24 protein-coding genes are annotated in these 13,458 nt (G+C 58.8%); 10 read left to right on the top strand and 14 right to left on the bottom strand.

Features of this window, described 5'->3' with window-relative positions:
* Positions 1-4: 4 nt before the first annotated feature.
* The 9 genes from OZ911_RS08410 to OZ911_RS08370 all read right to left on the bottom strand — a co-directional run bounded on the left by OZ911_RS08410 (position 5) and on the right by OZ911_RS08370 (position 4,850).
* The gene (locus tag OZ911_RS08410; protein ID WP_042914264.1) at positions 5-322 is read right to left on the bottom strand and encodes a hypothetical protein; all 318 of its coding nucleotides are present in this window, start codon (positions 320-322) and stop codon (positions 5-7) included.
* The gene (locus tag OZ911_RS08405; protein ID WP_016485698.1) at positions 319-573 is read right to left on the bottom strand and encodes a phiTE_015 family protein; all 255 of its coding nucleotides are present in this window, start codon (positions 571-573) and stop codon (positions 319-321) included. The genes OZ911_RS08410 and OZ911_RS08405 overlap by 4 nt, the downstream gene beginning before the upstream one ends.
* Entirely contained in the window at positions 570-1,859 is a 1,290-nt protein-coding gene (locus OZ911_RS08400) for a tyrosine-type recombinase/integrase (RefSeq protein ID WP_070086601.1), read from the bottom strand. Before OZ911_RS08400 ends, OZ911_RS08405 begins: the two co-directional genes overlap by 4 nt.
* On the bottom strand, positions 1,856-2,284 hold the full coding sequence (locus OZ911_RS08395; protein ID WP_023047632.1) for a VRR-NUC domain-containing protein: 429 nt from the start codon (positions 2,282-2,284) through the stop codon (positions 1,856-1,858). Before OZ911_RS08395 ends, OZ911_RS08400 begins: the two co-directional genes overlap by 4 nt.
* Positions 2,281-2,529 (bottom strand): hypothetical protein, encoded by a 249-nt coding sequence (locus OZ911_RS08390; RefSeq protein ID WP_023047631.1) that lies wholly within the window; start codon positions 2,527-2,529, stop codon positions 2,281-2,283. The genes OZ911_RS08395 and OZ911_RS08390 overlap by 4 nt, the downstream gene beginning before the upstream one ends.
* A complete protein-coding gene (locus OZ911_RS08385) occupies positions 2,526-2,825 on the bottom strand; it encodes a DUF1364 domain-containing protein (RefSeq protein ID WP_031311908.1) in 300 nt (99 codons plus the stop codon). The genes OZ911_RS08390 and OZ911_RS08385 overlap by 4 nt, the downstream gene beginning before the upstream one ends.
* Before the next feature lie 2 nt (positions 2,826-2,827).
* The gene (locus OZ911_RS08380; RefSeq protein ID WP_070086600.1) at positions 2,828-3,640 is read right to left on the bottom strand and encodes an ATP-binding protein; all 813 of its coding nucleotides are present in this window, start codon (positions 3,638-3,640) and stop codon (positions 2,828-2,830) included.
* The gene (locus OZ911_RS08375; protein ID WP_083283717.1) at positions 3,630-4,487 is read right to left on the bottom strand and encodes a phage replication initiator YdaU family protein; all 858 of its coding nucleotides are present in this window, start codon (positions 4,485-4,487) and stop codon (positions 3,630-3,632) included. The genes OZ911_RS08380 and OZ911_RS08375 overlap by 11 nt, the downstream gene beginning before the upstream one ends.
* 138 nt (positions 4,488-4,625) lie before the next feature.
* Positions 4,626-4,850 (bottom strand): helix-turn-helix transcriptional regulator, encoded by a 225-nt coding sequence (locus tag OZ911_RS08370; protein WP_070086598.1) that lies wholly within the window; start codon positions 4,848-4,850, stop codon positions 4,626-4,628.
* A 104-nt stretch (positions 4,851-4,954) separates the two neighbouring features.
* Between OZ911_RS08370 and OZ911_RS08365 the strand changes: the two genes are divergently transcribed.
* The 3 genes from OZ911_RS08365 (at position 4,955) to OZ911_RS08355 (ending at position 6,414) form a co-directional block, all read left to right on the top strand.
* Positions 4,955-5,761 (top strand): XRE family transcriptional regulator, encoded by an 807-nt coding sequence (locus OZ911_RS08365; RefSeq protein ID WP_070086597.1) that lies wholly within the window; start codon positions 4,955-4,957, stop codon positions 5,759-5,761.
* Positions 5,762-5,842: 81 nt separating this feature from the next.
* Positions 5,843-6,175 carry a hypothetical protein gene (locus tag OZ911_RS08360; protein ID WP_070086596.1) on the top strand — a complete coding sequence of 111 codons (333 nt, stop codon included), beginning with the start codon at positions 5,843-5,845 and terminating at the stop codon, positions 6,173-6,175.
* 14 nt (positions 6,176-6,189) lie between these two features.
* The gene (locus OZ911_RS08355; RefSeq protein ID WP_070086595.1) at positions 6,190-6,414 is read left to right on the top strand and encodes a hypothetical protein; all 225 of its coding nucleotides are present in this window, start codon (positions 6,190-6,192) and stop codon (positions 6,412-6,414) included.
* Positions 6,415-6,565: 151 nt separating this feature from the next.
* Here the strand turns inward: OZ911_RS08355 and OZ911_RS08350 are convergent, their stop codons facing one another.
* From OZ911_RS08350 to OZ911_RS08335, 4 genes are all read right to left on the bottom strand, one after another.
* Positions 6,566-7,294: a type II toxin-antitoxin system death-on-curing family toxin gene (locus OZ911_RS08350; protein WP_070086594.1), complete on the bottom strand. Its 729-nt coding sequence runs from the start codon at positions 7,292-7,294 to the stop codon at positions 6,566-6,568.
* Positions 7,295-7,312: 18 nt separating this feature from the next.
* A complete protein-coding gene (locus OZ911_RS08345) occupies positions 7,313-7,798 on the bottom strand; it encodes a type II toxin-antitoxin system death-on-curing family toxin (RefSeq protein WP_070086593.1) in 486 nt (161 codons plus the stop codon).
* A gap of 1 nt (position 7,799) precedes the next feature.
* Positions 7,800-7,982, bottom strand: a complete 183-nt coding sequence (locus tag OZ911_RS08340) for a hypothetical protein (RefSeq protein ID WP_070086592.1) — start codon at positions 7,980-7,982, stop codon at positions 7,800-7,802.
* A 225-nt stretch (positions 7,983-8,207) separates the two neighbouring features.
* The gene (locus OZ911_RS08335) at positions 8,208-8,534 is read right to left on the bottom strand and encodes a DUF1654 domain-containing protein (protein WP_070086591.1); all 327 of its coding nucleotides are present in this window, start codon (positions 8,532-8,534) and stop codon (positions 8,208-8,210) included.
* A 495-nt stretch (positions 8,535-9,029) separates the two neighbouring features.
* On the opposite strand from OZ911_RS08335, the gene OZ911_RS08330 reads away from it, so the two are divergent.
* The 6 genes from OZ911_RS08330 to yejK all read left to right on the top strand — a co-directional run bounded on the left by OZ911_RS08330 (position 9,030) and on the right by yejK (position 12,441).
* Positions 9,030-9,254 carry a hypothetical protein gene (locus OZ911_RS08330; RefSeq protein ID WP_070086590.1) on the top strand — a complete coding sequence of 75 codons (225 nt, stop codon included), beginning with the start codon at positions 9,030-9,032 and terminating at the stop codon, positions 9,252-9,254.
* A gap of 368 nt (positions 9,255-9,622) precedes the next feature.
* Entirely contained in the window at positions 9,623-10,006 is a 384-nt protein-coding gene (locus OZ911_RS08325) for a response regulator transcription factor (RefSeq protein WP_070086589.1), read from the top strand.
* Positions 10,007-10,026: 20 nt separating this feature from the next.
* On the top strand, positions 10,027-10,365 hold the full coding sequence (locus OZ911_RS08320) for a hypothetical protein (RefSeq protein WP_070086588.1): 339 nt from the start codon (positions 10,027-10,029) through the stop codon (positions 10,363-10,365).
* Positions 10,362-10,859 carry a single-stranded DNA-binding protein gene (locus OZ911_RS08315; RefSeq protein WP_070086587.1) on the top strand — a complete coding sequence of 166 codons (498 nt, stop codon included), beginning with the start codon at positions 10,362-10,364 and terminating at the stop codon, positions 10,857-10,859. Before OZ911_RS08320 ends, OZ911_RS08315 begins: the two co-directional genes overlap by 4 nt.
* 245 nt (positions 10,860-11,104) lie before the next feature.
* Positions 11,105-11,353, top strand: a complete 249-nt coding sequence (locus OZ911_RS08310; protein WP_008099698.1) for a hypothetical protein — start codon at positions 11,105-11,107, stop codon at positions 11,351-11,353.
* 77 nt (positions 11,354-11,430) lie between these two features.
* The gene (gene yejK, locus OZ911_RS08305) at positions 11,431-12,441 is read left to right on the top strand and encodes a nucleoid-associated protein YejK (protein WP_268968592.1); all 1,011 of its coding nucleotides are present in this window, start codon (positions 11,431-11,433) and stop codon (positions 12,439-12,441) included.
* Here the strand turns inward: yejK and OZ911_RS08300 are convergent.
* Positions 12,427-12,828 (bottom strand): hypothetical protein, encoded by a 402-nt coding sequence (locus tag OZ911_RS08300; RefSeq protein WP_070086585.1) that lies wholly within the window; start codon positions 12,826-12,828, stop codon positions 12,427-12,429. The genes yejK and OZ911_RS08300 overlap by 15 nt on opposite strands.
* Between OZ911_RS08300 and OZ911_RS08295 the strand changes: the two genes are divergently transcribed.
* The gene (locus tag OZ911_RS08295; protein WP_070086584.1) at positions 12,827-13,450 is read left to right on the top strand and encodes a hypothetical protein; all 624 of its coding nucleotides are present in this window, start codon (positions 12,827-12,829) and stop codon (positions 13,448-13,450) included. The genes OZ911_RS08300 and OZ911_RS08295 overlap by 2 nt on opposite strands.
* The last annotated feature ends 8 nt before the right edge of the window (positions 13,451-13,458 follow it).

Here is a 13,458-nt window from a genome sequence, read left to right as displayed (position 1 = left end):
CCCCTCAATCGCCGGTGTAGTTGGTGCCGCCGGCGCCGCGCCGGTTGCTTCCCTGATATGTAGCCTCAGGCCCGGATGCCTGAGGGTTCTTCAATTGCTCGATCTGCCGATGCGCGGCCCGCAGGGCCATGCTCAGCTGGGTCACCAGCTCATCCAGCGCCAGACCCTCGCCTGTTGCAGCCGCCACAAAGCCCGAGGCGTTGCAGTGGTCGCATGGCAGTTCGTAGAACACACCCTTGGTGACCGCTCTCCCACGGCACAAAGGGCACTTGTCCAGCTCGATCACGGCCTTTTTGAAGGCTGGGCCGTGGTTCTTCATCACTTAGCTACCTTCAGTCCTTGGGCGGTAATGGACTCAACTACCTGGGATACCCACATCTGCCCATCCATGGCCAGTGGCAGCTCCACCACCACTGCCTCCCGGGAGGCCTGCCAAACCAAGAAATAGATCTGGTAAGGGTGAATCAGCTGGCTTTGGCACCAGGCAGCAAACTCTGCATACCCTGGGTGCCCAGTGATTGCCTGCTCTACCAGCGCCGGGAGGTCATTGCGCATCCTGTTGCCGCTGCTCATTTTGAATCCTCGCTTATGGTGGATACCGGAAGTCCGCCGAACCCCGCTCGCTCTGCGGCCTTGCAGAGAATCCATGAATCCGTTGATCTATCACCGGTCAAGCCGTGAACCGAGGCGAAACCCTTCTGATCAAGGTGGGCGTGCCACTTCTCCAGCGCCTCACGCTTGCGCGCCATGACGTCGGACTGGATGTACACCTTCACGTTGTGGCCCATGGCATGGTTGATCAGCAGCTCACCCACCAGGTGGTCGACGCCCAGGTCAGCCCAACCGGTGCGGGCCAGCTTGCGCAGGTCGTGGCTGGTCCACTCGCCCTGCCCCATAACGGTGAACACGGCGGATGCCTTGGCCTCGCTCATGGGCTTGCCCTGGCGCCCCGGGAACAGAAACTCGCCGTCGTAGCCTTCGTTGCGCTGGATCTCGCGGTAGGCCATCAGCAGGAAACGCACCTGGTCGGTCAGTGGCAGACGGTGCTGCACGCTGGTCTTGGTGTGCTCGGCGGGAATAAACCACTCTCGCTCGGCCAGGCTGATGTGGCTCCAGCGGGCCAGGCGGGTTTCGCCCAGTCGGGTGCCGTGGCACAACATCATCAGGGCCAGCACGCCATGCTGCGGCCGGTTGGCCAGCGTGCTCTTCATGCGGGCCATCAGGTCGTCGAGGTGCACACCACGCAGGCGCGACGGCTTGACCTTGACCTTGGCCTTGGAGAAATCACCAAAGCGGATGCCGGCCATGGGGTTCGAGCTGATCTTGCCGAGCTTGCGAGCCTGCCGGAACGCCAAGGCCAGCAATTGGAACACGAGGCGCACGTAGTCGATCGACAACGACTCTTGCAGCGGCCACATCAGCTCGCGGTCGAGCAGCGCCTTGTCGATCTGGGCCAGCGGGATCTGGCCGAGCCGCGGCACCAGGTGCTGCTTGATAGCCGACGCCGCCGTGCTCTTGCGCTTGGTCGACAGGTTGCGGTCGCGGGACATGCGCTCAGCGAACCAAGCCAGCAACTCGCCGGTCAGCACCCAGCTCGATAGGTTGGAACCCTCACCCGCTTCCAGCCGCAGGCGGATATCAGGCAGCGCAGCGGCCACCTTGGCAGCGCTCAGCTCAGGGTATGAGCCGATCAGGTTCCACTTGCCCTTGTGGATCAGGTACCAAGACCCGCGCTCCCGGGAACGGTGAAAGCGAAAATACAGGCCGTGGTTGCCCAGAGCGCGCAGGTCACGCACCTGGCCGGCGGCCTGCCGGCGAATCTCTGCATCGCTGATTTTCACAGCGGCGGTGTTGGTCATGCTGCAACCTCCGTTTTCGGCAGCAGCAAGTAGGCCCGCAGCTGCTCCATAGCGTCGAAGTGCCCTCGGCACACGATGGCGAGATAGCCCTGATCATTTAGGCGCCGGATACACGCCTGCTGACTGGGCGAGACGGGCGCGGGGTCAACCGTCGCCTTGAATTCGATGTACATGCCGAAATAGCCGCCCCGGGCCATCGGCAGCACCAGATCAGGGATGCCGGCCTTCACGCCCTGGTCCTTCAGCTTTTCAGCAACCTTCTTGTGCCTGTGGCCGCCATTCGGTACGTGGTAGATCAGCTCGAATACGTCCGGGTAGCGAAGCGCGATTTCTTCCATCAACGCGGCCTGCTCTGGGCCTTCCCGGTCTACAGGCTTCGCCCGAGGCTTCTTGGCCCGTACAGGCTTCATGATCGCCGGCTTCACTGTTCAGCCCTCCCCAGCTGGGCTTGGATCTTCGCCAGGGCTTCAGGTGAGACGAACGCCCGGCCGCCCAACATGATCATCGTGTCGCAAGGGACTTCCTTCGCACGCTTCCGGTAACGAAGGGCCGGAGCGTTCTTCCAGTGGCACCACTTCCGCTCTGTCTGCCAGCGAACGGTTTTCGTCCTTGGCAGGTGCTCGCTGACATAGATCGGGATGCCGCTGAACATCATGGCTGGACTGATCATGCGGCCACCTTCCCTTCGCTCACGAGGATGGCGAGCGTTCGCACTACGCCTTCCAGGTGCATCAACCGCAGCTCTTCGTGGCTGAACGTGGTCTTCCTGCGCGAATCGACAGCGTCATGGCACGCGCTGCAAGACCAGGCGCCCTGCAGGTCGTTCGGCTTGATACCCGCGCCGCAGGTGCCGGCCAGGCGGTAGTGCGCCAGAACGGTGGTTTCCGGGTTTCCGTTGCACACGCCAGGAATGCGTACCTGGCACTCCCGGCCGCGCGCGGCCTTAGTCAATTTGGTCTGCCGCATGGTCAGAACTCCTCCTTGCCACGGTGAGATTCCCACTCGAAGGGCACCACCACTCCGCCACCCTCGCGCAAGCGGTCGTAACACCGCTCGCCCATGGCGTGGCGCAGCTGGCTGGCCTCCAGATTGGAGATCACCACAGTGGGGCGCATCTGCTCATAGCGCCCGTTGATGATCGAAAACAGGGTTGTCAGCTCAAACTCACTCGGCTGCTCTTTGCTGACGCCTACCTCGTCGAGCACCAGCAGCGACGGCTCGATCAGGCTGGACAGGATGTCGGCCTCGGACTGTTCGCTTTGGCGGACGTAAGTGGCGCGGATGGACTGCAGAATCGCGCCCACCGTGCGGTACACGGCGGTGGCAGAGGTGTTGCGCATCAGCTCGTTGGCCATGCCGGCACCCAGGTGGGTCTTGCCGGTGCCGACCTTGCCCAGCAGCATCAGGCAACGCCCGGTACGCTCGATCTCCTCGAACGCGGCCACGTAGCGCGTGCAGTAGGCTAGGGCCTTGCGCTGGCCTTCGTGCTCTACGCGGTAGTTGGCCAGGGTCCGCTCGGCGAATCGCTTCGGGATCAGCGCTGAACCCAACTTGCGGGTCATGGCCTCGCGCTTCAGGCGGGCTTCCTCGGTCTGCTGCTTGGCCTGGCGCTCGGCAATGGCGGCCTTCTCGCACTCTGGGCAGCGCCCGACGATCTCGCGCCCCATGAGCATGGTCACGCGCTGCTCGAAGTCGCCGTGATGCTCGCAGTGCGCAGGTTGGACGCGGAAGCCGGCGGCGTTTCGCACGTCGGACATGGTGATCACCGATTCAGATCGCATAGGTACCGTCCTCCCGCGAGGCCAGGCCAGCGGTGTAATCGCGGTCGTTGAAGCCGTGGTGGCGGCTATGGTGTTTGGCTTGGGGCGCCGGCTGGGCGCCGATCCGCTTGGTGATCCAATCCACCTCGAAACCCTGCCAGCCGTTCTCGACAGCGATCGCCAGGGCCTGGTCCGGCTGCACGCCGAAGGCCTTGCACTGCTCGAGCTTGGAATTCAGGGTCGACCAGACTCGGGCGGTCAACGGAGCGCGCTTGGCTTTGCGGACGGCAAGGTAATCAGCGATCAGCGCCTCGCTCAGGTCGTGCGGGTTGTCGGCCAGCATCGCTACCTTGCCGAAGGGAGCCTTGCGCTCAGCCTTCACCGGGGACTGCCCAGATTCACTGGGGGGGCATGTAACATCTTCCGAAGGAAGATTTACATAGGGGGTTTCTTTCTTAGAATAAAGAAGGGAGCCGGCGGTTTTGGTCTGTTTCGACTCTTCGCCGATTCGGACCACTTCAGCCGAATTGGCTGTTTTGGTCTGTTTCGGATCATTCACGTATACCCAGTCTTTCGGGTCATTCACGCCGATGTCGCCCCGGGCACCACCTTCACGGAACAGCACGCGACGGCGCAACAGGCTGGAAACGGCCTTTGACACGGTGTCAGGGTGAGCGTGGATAGCTTTCGCAATGTCGGTGGCCGGGATGCGCTGGGCACCAGCCCCAAAGTTGATGGTGGCCTTGGCCACGTACAGCACAATCTTCATCTCCCGAGCGGAAAGATCGATAGCCAGCAGGCCATCCATGAGCTGGTTGTCCATCCGGGTGAACCCCCTGGACTTGTCAAGTGGGACGATGTTTGTCATGCTTAAACCCGTTATGAAGCTGTAGAGAAAGCCGCCCTGCCAGGCGGTTTTTTTTCGTCTGCGATTCAGGTACTGGATGAATCAGCAGGTGTTTCGATCATCTACTGGCTCAGTGCCAGATCAGTAATGATTCAAATATCAGGCTGCTTCTGGGTCGCGAGCCGTTGGCGGGAAGACATCGTCAAGGCTGCACTCGGCGCCTAGCCCGTTCAGCGCAGTGACAATCTTCCGGGCCGCATCCAGGCCGACACACCGTCGCCCGGCCTCGTAGTTGGCCAGACGCGACTGGTTCCAGCGGAGCTCCCGGCATAGCCGGGCTTGGCTAATCCCCGCAGCTACCCGGATCTTGCGAACGTTGTTCATTCGGGGTTCCTCAATGACTAGCACTCAGGATAAACACGCATCGTGTTAATATCAATCACAATAAGTGAAAGCCGTGTATTTCATTTCGTGATGAAATCCCGCGCATGAATGAATCACTGAGCCAGCGCATTAAGCGCTTGAGAAAAGCGACGGGAATGTCCCAGGCCCAGCTGGCAGATGCTTGCGGCTGGAAATCGCAGTCACGCGTCGGAAACTATGAAGCCGGTACGCGAGAGCCAACGCTGGCGGATATTGCCGCTATGGCAGCTGCCCTTGGAGTCGACCAATCCGAGCTACTCCTGAACTCTGCGGCAGTGACCGAGGTTTCGGCGCCAGCCCGGAGTACGACTGATCTTGTCAGGCAGATGCTCGCAAAGAGCGGCAAAGGCATTCCGGAAGAGGCCCGTCAGCGCCTCCTTGCTGCGGCTGAGGAGCCGAGCGCCAGCAGTGCCGTCGCGGCTAACTTCGTTCGCCCAGGCCTCGTGGGCGATGAGGTGTGGATTGCTCACTACGACGTGCGCGGAGCAATGGGCGATGGCGAAGTAGCTCACGACTTCCCTGAAATGCTGCAGGACATCCGCGTCAGCCCTACTCACCTGCGAGAGATGGGGGTCGAGTTCAAAGAGCACTTCCACCTGAAGCTCATTACGGGTGTCGGTCAGTCCATGGCCCCGACCATCAAGAGCCGCGACCCGTTGGTCGTTGACATCAGCATCCGTGAGTTCGTGGGCGACGGGATCTACTACTTCTCCCATCAGGGTCATCAGTACATCAAGCGTCTGCAGAAGAAGGGCCGCAACCACTTCAAGATGATTTCGGACAACACCAATCATCCGCCTGAGGACATCCGAGTTGATGAGACCTACATCCAGGCCCGAGTGCTGCTGGTGTGGAATGCGCACCTGGTGTGAATCATCCGCGAGCGGGGATTATCGGCAAGGATTTGGCGAGCTGGCAGCTTTAATTGTTGGCTCCATTAGCAAGGAAACTATATGTCGCGACTGATTTTGGCTGTATTTGGCTTTGCTTTGATTCCTGCGGTTTCTGTGGCCGCAACGCTACACGTGCCATCCGACCCCAAGGCTGCCTATACGATCTTGGCCCGGGATACCTCTGGCAATGAGCGTACGATCACGACGAAGCGCGTCGGATCGAGTGGCACGTCCTATTCTCGACGCCTGTACAACTGCGCAGATCGCACAGTGAAGTACCTCGGCAGCGGTGAAACCCTGGAGCAAATGAAGGCGTCTCAGCCTGATCCCCGAATGGGACCCATTGTGAGTGGTTCGATTGCCGATTACGTCGGCGCAGAAGCTTGCCGATAGACTGAGGCCTTCCCATGCCCCTAACCAAGCCTAACCAACAGCTGCGCCGAGACCTGAAGGATGCTGCTTTTGCCTTGGAAAGCGCCGCACTGGAGATCTTCCACAAGGCTCAAGGCGGTGAGGAAGACCAGTTCCTGGAGGCGATGAAGCGTGTCGGGAAGCTGCATGAGCTTGCCGATCGGTTGGTAGGGTATGGGGATGAGGTGAAGGCGGGGCGGATCATTCGGGCAAAGGAATAGATCCGGCAGATGCGAAGTTTCGACGGGAAGGTGCCTACATCTAGGTCCGGGTTCTGCTGGTGTGGAATGCTCACTTGATGTGATAGTTTGGCTGCGAAGAGTGAGTCAAGGGGAGCGCCCACTCTGCGGAACGCCGGAAATCCAAGAAGAGTCAGGCCGTTGCCAGTCTCCGAAAAACTGCGCCGCGGATGTGCATAAATTCATTCAGCTCTTCTGAAACACCCTTTTGCCCATAGAATCGGCCAGAGTCAACACCATAGTCAACGGTCAACTGAAGACGCTTCCGGAGATCTGCCACATAGACAGGATCATATTCTTCCCGTCCGTGTTTACCCTTCTTTAAAATCCTTGTAACGATTTCCCCTTCCTTGAGGACATCCACTAATCCGTTCCGCTCCGAGAGCTCAAAGTCAAACCTTCCCAGTTTTTCTCGCAAATCACTGAAAGAAAGATACTTGTCGGATTTCATGATTTTTCGTGAATTCCGAAGAAGCCAGTCGACTATTACTGAAATTTCATCTTCACGCTTTTCTGCTATTTCATGAGCTGCAATTTGCCGAGTAAACTCAAACATATCGTCATCATTGCAGCGATCAACCCAAATATTGTTTTCACCTAGATAATATAGCGCGCTCAGGAGAGCGGTTCGCTTATTACCGTTATGAAAGCAATGATTTGCGATGATCCCATGGAAGATCGCGGCCCCCTTTTCGTACTCCGTTTCATAGGCATCTCTGCCATGAACTGTTTGAAAAGGTCTGGCGCATGCTGATTCAAGCAGATTGTAGTCCTTAACTCCAGAGGGTTCTAAAGGGTCATCCGAATCCGCAAAGTGATCAACCAAATACAGGTGGATACTTTCTACCAACTCCCTGTCCATCTTCCCCTCGGAAAAGCTTTAGAGCTTTGAAAATTTAGATTTGAGTGTTTCGTTATTGTAATACGCGTCAGCAGCCAGCTCGTCGAGCTGAGAAACGTCAAACTTTACACTCCAGTGCTTAAGCCAGCAGGAGAAATCATCAATGTCAAAAGTGTGCTTGGCAAGCCCCTCAAACATCTCAACCACTTGCTCCCATGGCGCCTTAAGCATCACTCCATTAATTAGCAAAAACACCATCACGGCCGCAGCCGCAGTTCTTTTATTAGCATTAAAAAATGGATGATTTTGGACCAACGCTTCGGAAAAAACTGCACCCAGTACAAAAATATCGCTGACGCCAGCGTAATTTTGATACTGAATAGCTCGATATTGAGCGGATGAGAGCCCTGAAAGATTCAGGACCCCCACTGGCTCCATCGGAGTTTGAGCATCAATCAAATTATGATTGAGCGACGCTATGTCTGATTCACTTAGCCATTGAATTACATTTGCAGATCCAGCCATATCAAACTTTCGCCAATTCTTCAAAGGCACGTTCGTATTGCGCAAATATAATCAAGAACGCGTTGTTAACCTGCTTCGTGTGGGCAGAATAGCTTCTTCTACTGACCACAGCGCTCACGTTTCCATTTTTCGCGTTTGGACGAATTGCCCCTGGTTTAGTGTGTGCCATAGCTATCTCCAGCATGTGAGCCTTCTCCTTAAGTCTGTAGCTTAGGCCGATCTTGGCCTAGTTTCCTGCGGCTTCACGGACATGCTTCGTTCTGTGCAAGCAATCTCACGCGCTCACACGCACGTCTTATATCCTCAACCGTATCGTCTTGACAGTGGTTTCGCTGCGTTTTATCAAAAATATTTTTTGTCAAGGCAGCAAGGCTGTACATCAAACCAGTATTACGATCTCTAGAGACGATCAGAAAGGCGCCTCTTCCTCCACCACCTCCTCCTCCCAGTCCTTCTCCACGACCAGGTCGTCGCGATCCTCGGCGCTCTGCGGCTCCCACCGAACCGTCACGCTCTCGTCGTCGTTGAAAGTCAGGTCTAGCTCTGGCGTTTCGGTTAACAGCCCCATCACCTCCTCCCACTCCATGTCTCCATCCGTGTCCAGGCGATGGATTGTCACCCACCGCTGAGACTGTGCAATGGGGTGATTGATCATCGACGAAATCCGCAGCCCGAGCCGCTCTACCCCGCTCATCTCTTGGCGTCCTTGTGGTGCCGTCTTCTTCTGCTTGGACATAAGCTATCTCCTTTACTGTATATCCATCCAGCTATTGCAATGAGCTTACATCACGCCTCGTGAAACGTGAACCCGCCTCGTAGGGAAAATCCCCAACACAACCTCAGGCAAAATAAATCACACATTGTGTTGACATAAAAAACACGATGCGTGATATTTGCCTCAACACGCAGCCACTCACCAGGGACTGCCGAGGCCCTCACCGGCCACCGCTCTTTACACAACCAGACGTGACCACCTCGACGCACCCAGGCCATTACCTGGGTCGGGACAAGCTAAGTCGTCGACCACGCAGCCTCTGGATAGCTGCCGGACCTCAGGCATTGAGGGACGCCTAACCATGCAAGCCAGCCGGGAAGAACACCGAACACGAAATGTGTGACCCGGCCAGGTGGGGATACCGCGGCGCCGCGCATGGTGCGGACAACAGATTTCACTGACTGGCCTTGGCGACAGGGCCAGGCGGGAAATCAACCGATAGCGGAGCATGTAGAGATGACCACGATTATCCAAGACCGCTTCGATAGCGGTGCCCAAGTGAGCCTGGAGATGGACAAGAGCGAGGGCGAGCTGTTCGTCTTCCACTGCCCGGCAGGCCAAGGCTGCAAGGTCAGCAAATGGCCGCTGGATAGCTATCACATGCCCATCGCGATGGCTCATTACGAGCAATGTCTCGAGCTGGAACGGGCTGCCTTTGAAGCCTGCTCCACGTCAGCCTGAAGTTAACTGCCCGACGCCCTGCTACCCATCGCAGGCTGCATCGGTGTGTGATCTGAGTACCGTCACCCAGCGCGAGAGCAATGGGCGACAAACGTCATGCAGATCACACCCCGATGCAGTTTTCACCAGTTTAAAGCGCATCACCGTAAGCCTTATCCAAGTTAAGGCTCACCGCAGTAAAGATTAATCGACGTACACGCAGGCGAATCCGGGGCCTACCCGGCCAGACCAGATGCATGTGAGGTAGCGCTCACCGCCTGCACCCCTTCCCTTCACATACGACCGCATTGGCAGGCGCCAGGCCACCTTCACGGTGGGTCTGGTCACCCGCGCTTGGCGCCTGACCAATGCGGTTGCTGAGGACAATCATGGAAACGATCACTTGCGGCTCATGGATTGGCCAGCTCGGCAAGGCGCTGGCTCCCCGTGAGCTCGAAGCACTGCTGTGGGTGGCTCAAGGCCTCACTACGAAGGAAATCGCCCGCCAGATGGCGGTCAGCCCGGGCACCGTGGCCAACCGGATCGAGGCAGCGCTGTTCAAGCTGGAAGCCGGCCGGCGCATCGAGGCGGTCACTAAGGCCATGCGCCAACAGCTCATCAGCCCGCTCTGCATCGCCCTCGCCTGCCTCATCGCCATGCATGCGGTGATCAACGACAGCGACCCCATGCGCCGAGACCGCCGCGCGCCAGAGCGCCGCACCGCCCAAGTTCGAATCGTTCGCAAGGCCGAGGCCTTCGAGCTCCACGCCTGATCACAATGAGGAATACCACCATGCAAACAGCCATTGAACAGAGCAAGGCCGGGCTCGAAACGCTCCGCCAGGAAGTCATCACCGCTACCGAGGCATTCCACGCCAAGTCGCGTTTCACCGTAACCAAGGCCGGGAACGGCTGGATGGTGGTCTCGTCCCGCGACAATCGGGTCTACGGCCGCAACACCAGCTATCCACAGGCAGTTCGCTATGCGGAAAGTCTGGAGCGCGCCATCGAGGCGAAAGCCCTGCCTGTTGTTGCCCTGGTGAGGGCCCGCCAGGTCGGCGAGAGCGCGACGCGCTGGTGCTCACTCATGGCCCTGCTGTTCATCGTTGCGGCAGCGGTTGCTCAGTCATGAGTCGCGGGGTCAACAAGGTCATCTTGGTCGGAACCTGCGGCCAAGACCCGGACGTGCGCTACTTGCCGAACGGCAACGCCGTAACCAACCTGAGCCTGGCCACCAGCGAGCAGTGGACTGACAAACAGTCGGGGCAGAAGGTCGAGCGCACCGAGTGGCACCGTGTTTCGCTGTTTGGCAAGGTCGCGGAGATCGCCGGCGAATATCTGCGCAAGGGCTCGCAGTGCTACATCGAAGGCAAGCTGCAAACTCGCGAGTGGGAGAAGGACGGCATCAAGCGCTACAGCACTGAGGTGCACGTCGACATGCGCGGAACGATGCAGCTGCTCGGCAGCCGGCCGCAGGGTCAGCAGCCCGGGCAAGTGCCAGATCGGCAGCCGCAGCAGCGCCGGCCAACGCCTCAGCAGCAGAACCAGCAGGCCGCGCCGCCGGATCACGACAGCTTTGACGACGACATCCCGTTCGCCCCGCTCCACTACCTCGCCGGCGCGTAGAGATGAAGCGCCGGCAGCGTGTTCACCCACCCGCGTACTACCTCGGCCGCGCCTGCCGCGACAACAGCCAGTCACGCGATGCCCAACCTTACGACTGGCTAACGGTGAACTGCGGTTGGTGGCTTGCCGGCTGGCATGACCGAGACATGGAGCTTTCCGCTTGAAACGCATCACCGCGCGCGTCCGCCACGGCCGGCGCCAGCAGCACATCAATCTGCCGCCCAGCGGCTTGGGAGGTATCAGCAATGGCGAAGACGCCAACCCAGCGCAAGCAAGAACAGCGCGAGCGGGACAAGCTGACGAAGGAAGAGCGCGAAGCCCTTTTGCTGTCACGCCGCATTGTCACGGACCTCTATCACAACACGGACAACGCACTTAAACGCTCGATGGCCCGCGCCGGGATCGAGGAAGAGCAGGACCTGATTTCGCGCCTCATCCACGGCGCCGATCGCCTCACGGACAAGCAGCTCGAAAGGCTGATTCGCACAACGTGACATGTCGCCGTGACAGGCGATCCAGACAAAACAGACTCATTGCCACCATGCCGCATGCCGGCCACGGAGAATCACCCATGCCCATTCGCCACGCAGTGATGCACTTTATCGACAAGAAGCCGGACGGCAGCCCAGCGGTCCTGCACCTGGCCAGTTCGGAGCTTCCGGACAGCTCCGCTATCCAAAACCTGCTTTGCGACGTTAATGGCACCTACAACGCCAAGACCGGAAAGGGCTGGGGCTTCTTCCACCCCGCGTCCGGCGCCTATCCACTCAGCGGGTGGCTGGGCAAGGTCATGATCGACGAAATAGCGTTCCTCGACTTCACCAGGACCGGAGCGGAGCACTTAACGAAGCTGATGGAGGAGTTGAACCTGTCTGTCGGTGGTCACGTTCTGTTCGCACTCTACACCCAGGGCATGACTGACTACCTGATGATCGCAATCCTTCAACAGGTTGATACGGTAGCCGTTGCCCATGACCTGACCGTTGCCACATCCCGCCAGATCGACACCCGAACATTGCACTTCGCCGCTCGAATCAACCTGAGCGAGTGGAAGAACAACCCGGCGTCGCGGCAGTACGTTTCCTTCATCAAGCCGAAGGGCGGTCGCAAGTCTACCGCCTACTTCCGCGACTTCATTGGAGCGCAGGAAGGAGTCGACGCCCCGGGCGAAACCCGCACCCTGCTCAAGGCCTTCGCCGACTTCGTGAAGGCCGAGGATCTGGCAGACGACACCGCCAGCGAGAAAAGCCACAACCTGGTGGCCTACGCACAGGCACAAGGAAAGATCGACGAGCCTATCAGCCTGGACGAACTATCTGAGTTGATGAACGAGGACAGCCCCAAGACCTTCGCCGAATTTATCCGGGCAGGGGAATACGGGATCTCCGAGTGCTTCGCAGCCGACAAGCGCACCCTCAACCAGTACCGACGCTACACCGGGCGCGCCGAAGGGATGTCAATCAGCTTCGAGGCCCATCTGCTCGGCAAGCGCGTCGAGTTCGACCAGGACAGCGCCAGCCTCACCATTAAGAACCTACCGACTCAGCTGATTGACCAGCTCAAGCGTTCATCTGCTGCCTGATATCAGCTCAGGTTGGGGGCCGGCAAGCTCTTCATAGGCAGCAGGAACAGCTACCCGCAGTACGCCGCTAAGACATAGAGCCTTGAGTTGTTCTTCGGCGCCACGCATAGCGTCGGCGCTGGTTCGCAAATTCTGGGTGGTTGGTATTTGTTTTGACCTGTACGCGGAGCCCGCCTTAACACGAACATTAGCCTCGCCCTGCCAGGGGCCTTCGCCGAGTGAAGTTGCAGACAGGAAGTAATGAACCCCGGCGAACACGCTATCGAATTTCATCCCCTTGCCCTCGCTATGCGGTCTTGATGGTTCTTCGTCATACCGCACCATCAAAGAAAACTCAACCATGCCGCATCCGGCCACGGAGGGCGGCGCATGCATGGAGAAAGCCATGAGCCAATTCTACCTTCAGGACAGTCGGAGCCATGTCGGTGACGGCCTCATGTTCTGGGCCCTGGGCGGCGGGTACACCACCAGCCTCGACAAGGCCGAGGTTTTCACGCAAGAGCAGGCCTGCAGCCATCGCGATACCGACATCCCTGGGCCAAAAGACTACGTTGACGCCCGCGCACACGTTGGCGTCGATCATCAGTACATCAGCCTGGATGAAGCCCGCGACCACCTGACCCCGGGATGCACTGTTGTCCTGCAGATCCCTGGGCACTGGAACGGGAACGACATTGCCTTGGCCAGGTGGCCAATAGGCCACACCTTCCGATTCGAGAAGGCACATCACCTCACCTTCGAGGCTGCCAAAGCGATCGGCAACACTCCAGAGGAAGCGGTGATCTGGCCCTTGTCTTACCTTGAGGCCAAGGCCAGGCGCCTGGTGCATAAGCGGGACGTGAATATCAAAGAAGCCCTCCGTGGCACCGGCATTGAGATAGCGAAGCCGCGGAAGCAGCGCAAGCCCTGTGACCGACCGCTCAACTGCCATGGCTGCGGACGCTTCATCAGCTGGGACGGCCGATTCCTCAACGACTGCCAGAACTGCGGCGCGAACAACTGCCCGTGACCCTCCGG

The sequence above is a fragment of the Pseudomonas fortuita genome (assembly GCF_026898135.2).
GTDB classification, from domain to species: domain Bacteria; phylum Pseudomonadota; class Gammaproteobacteria; order Pseudomonadales; family Pseudomonadaceae; genus Aquipseudomonas; species Aquipseudomonas fortuita.
The sequence above is the reverse complement of the archived record's forward strand: the minus strand, read 5'-3'. Positions and strand labels throughout refer to the sequence as shown.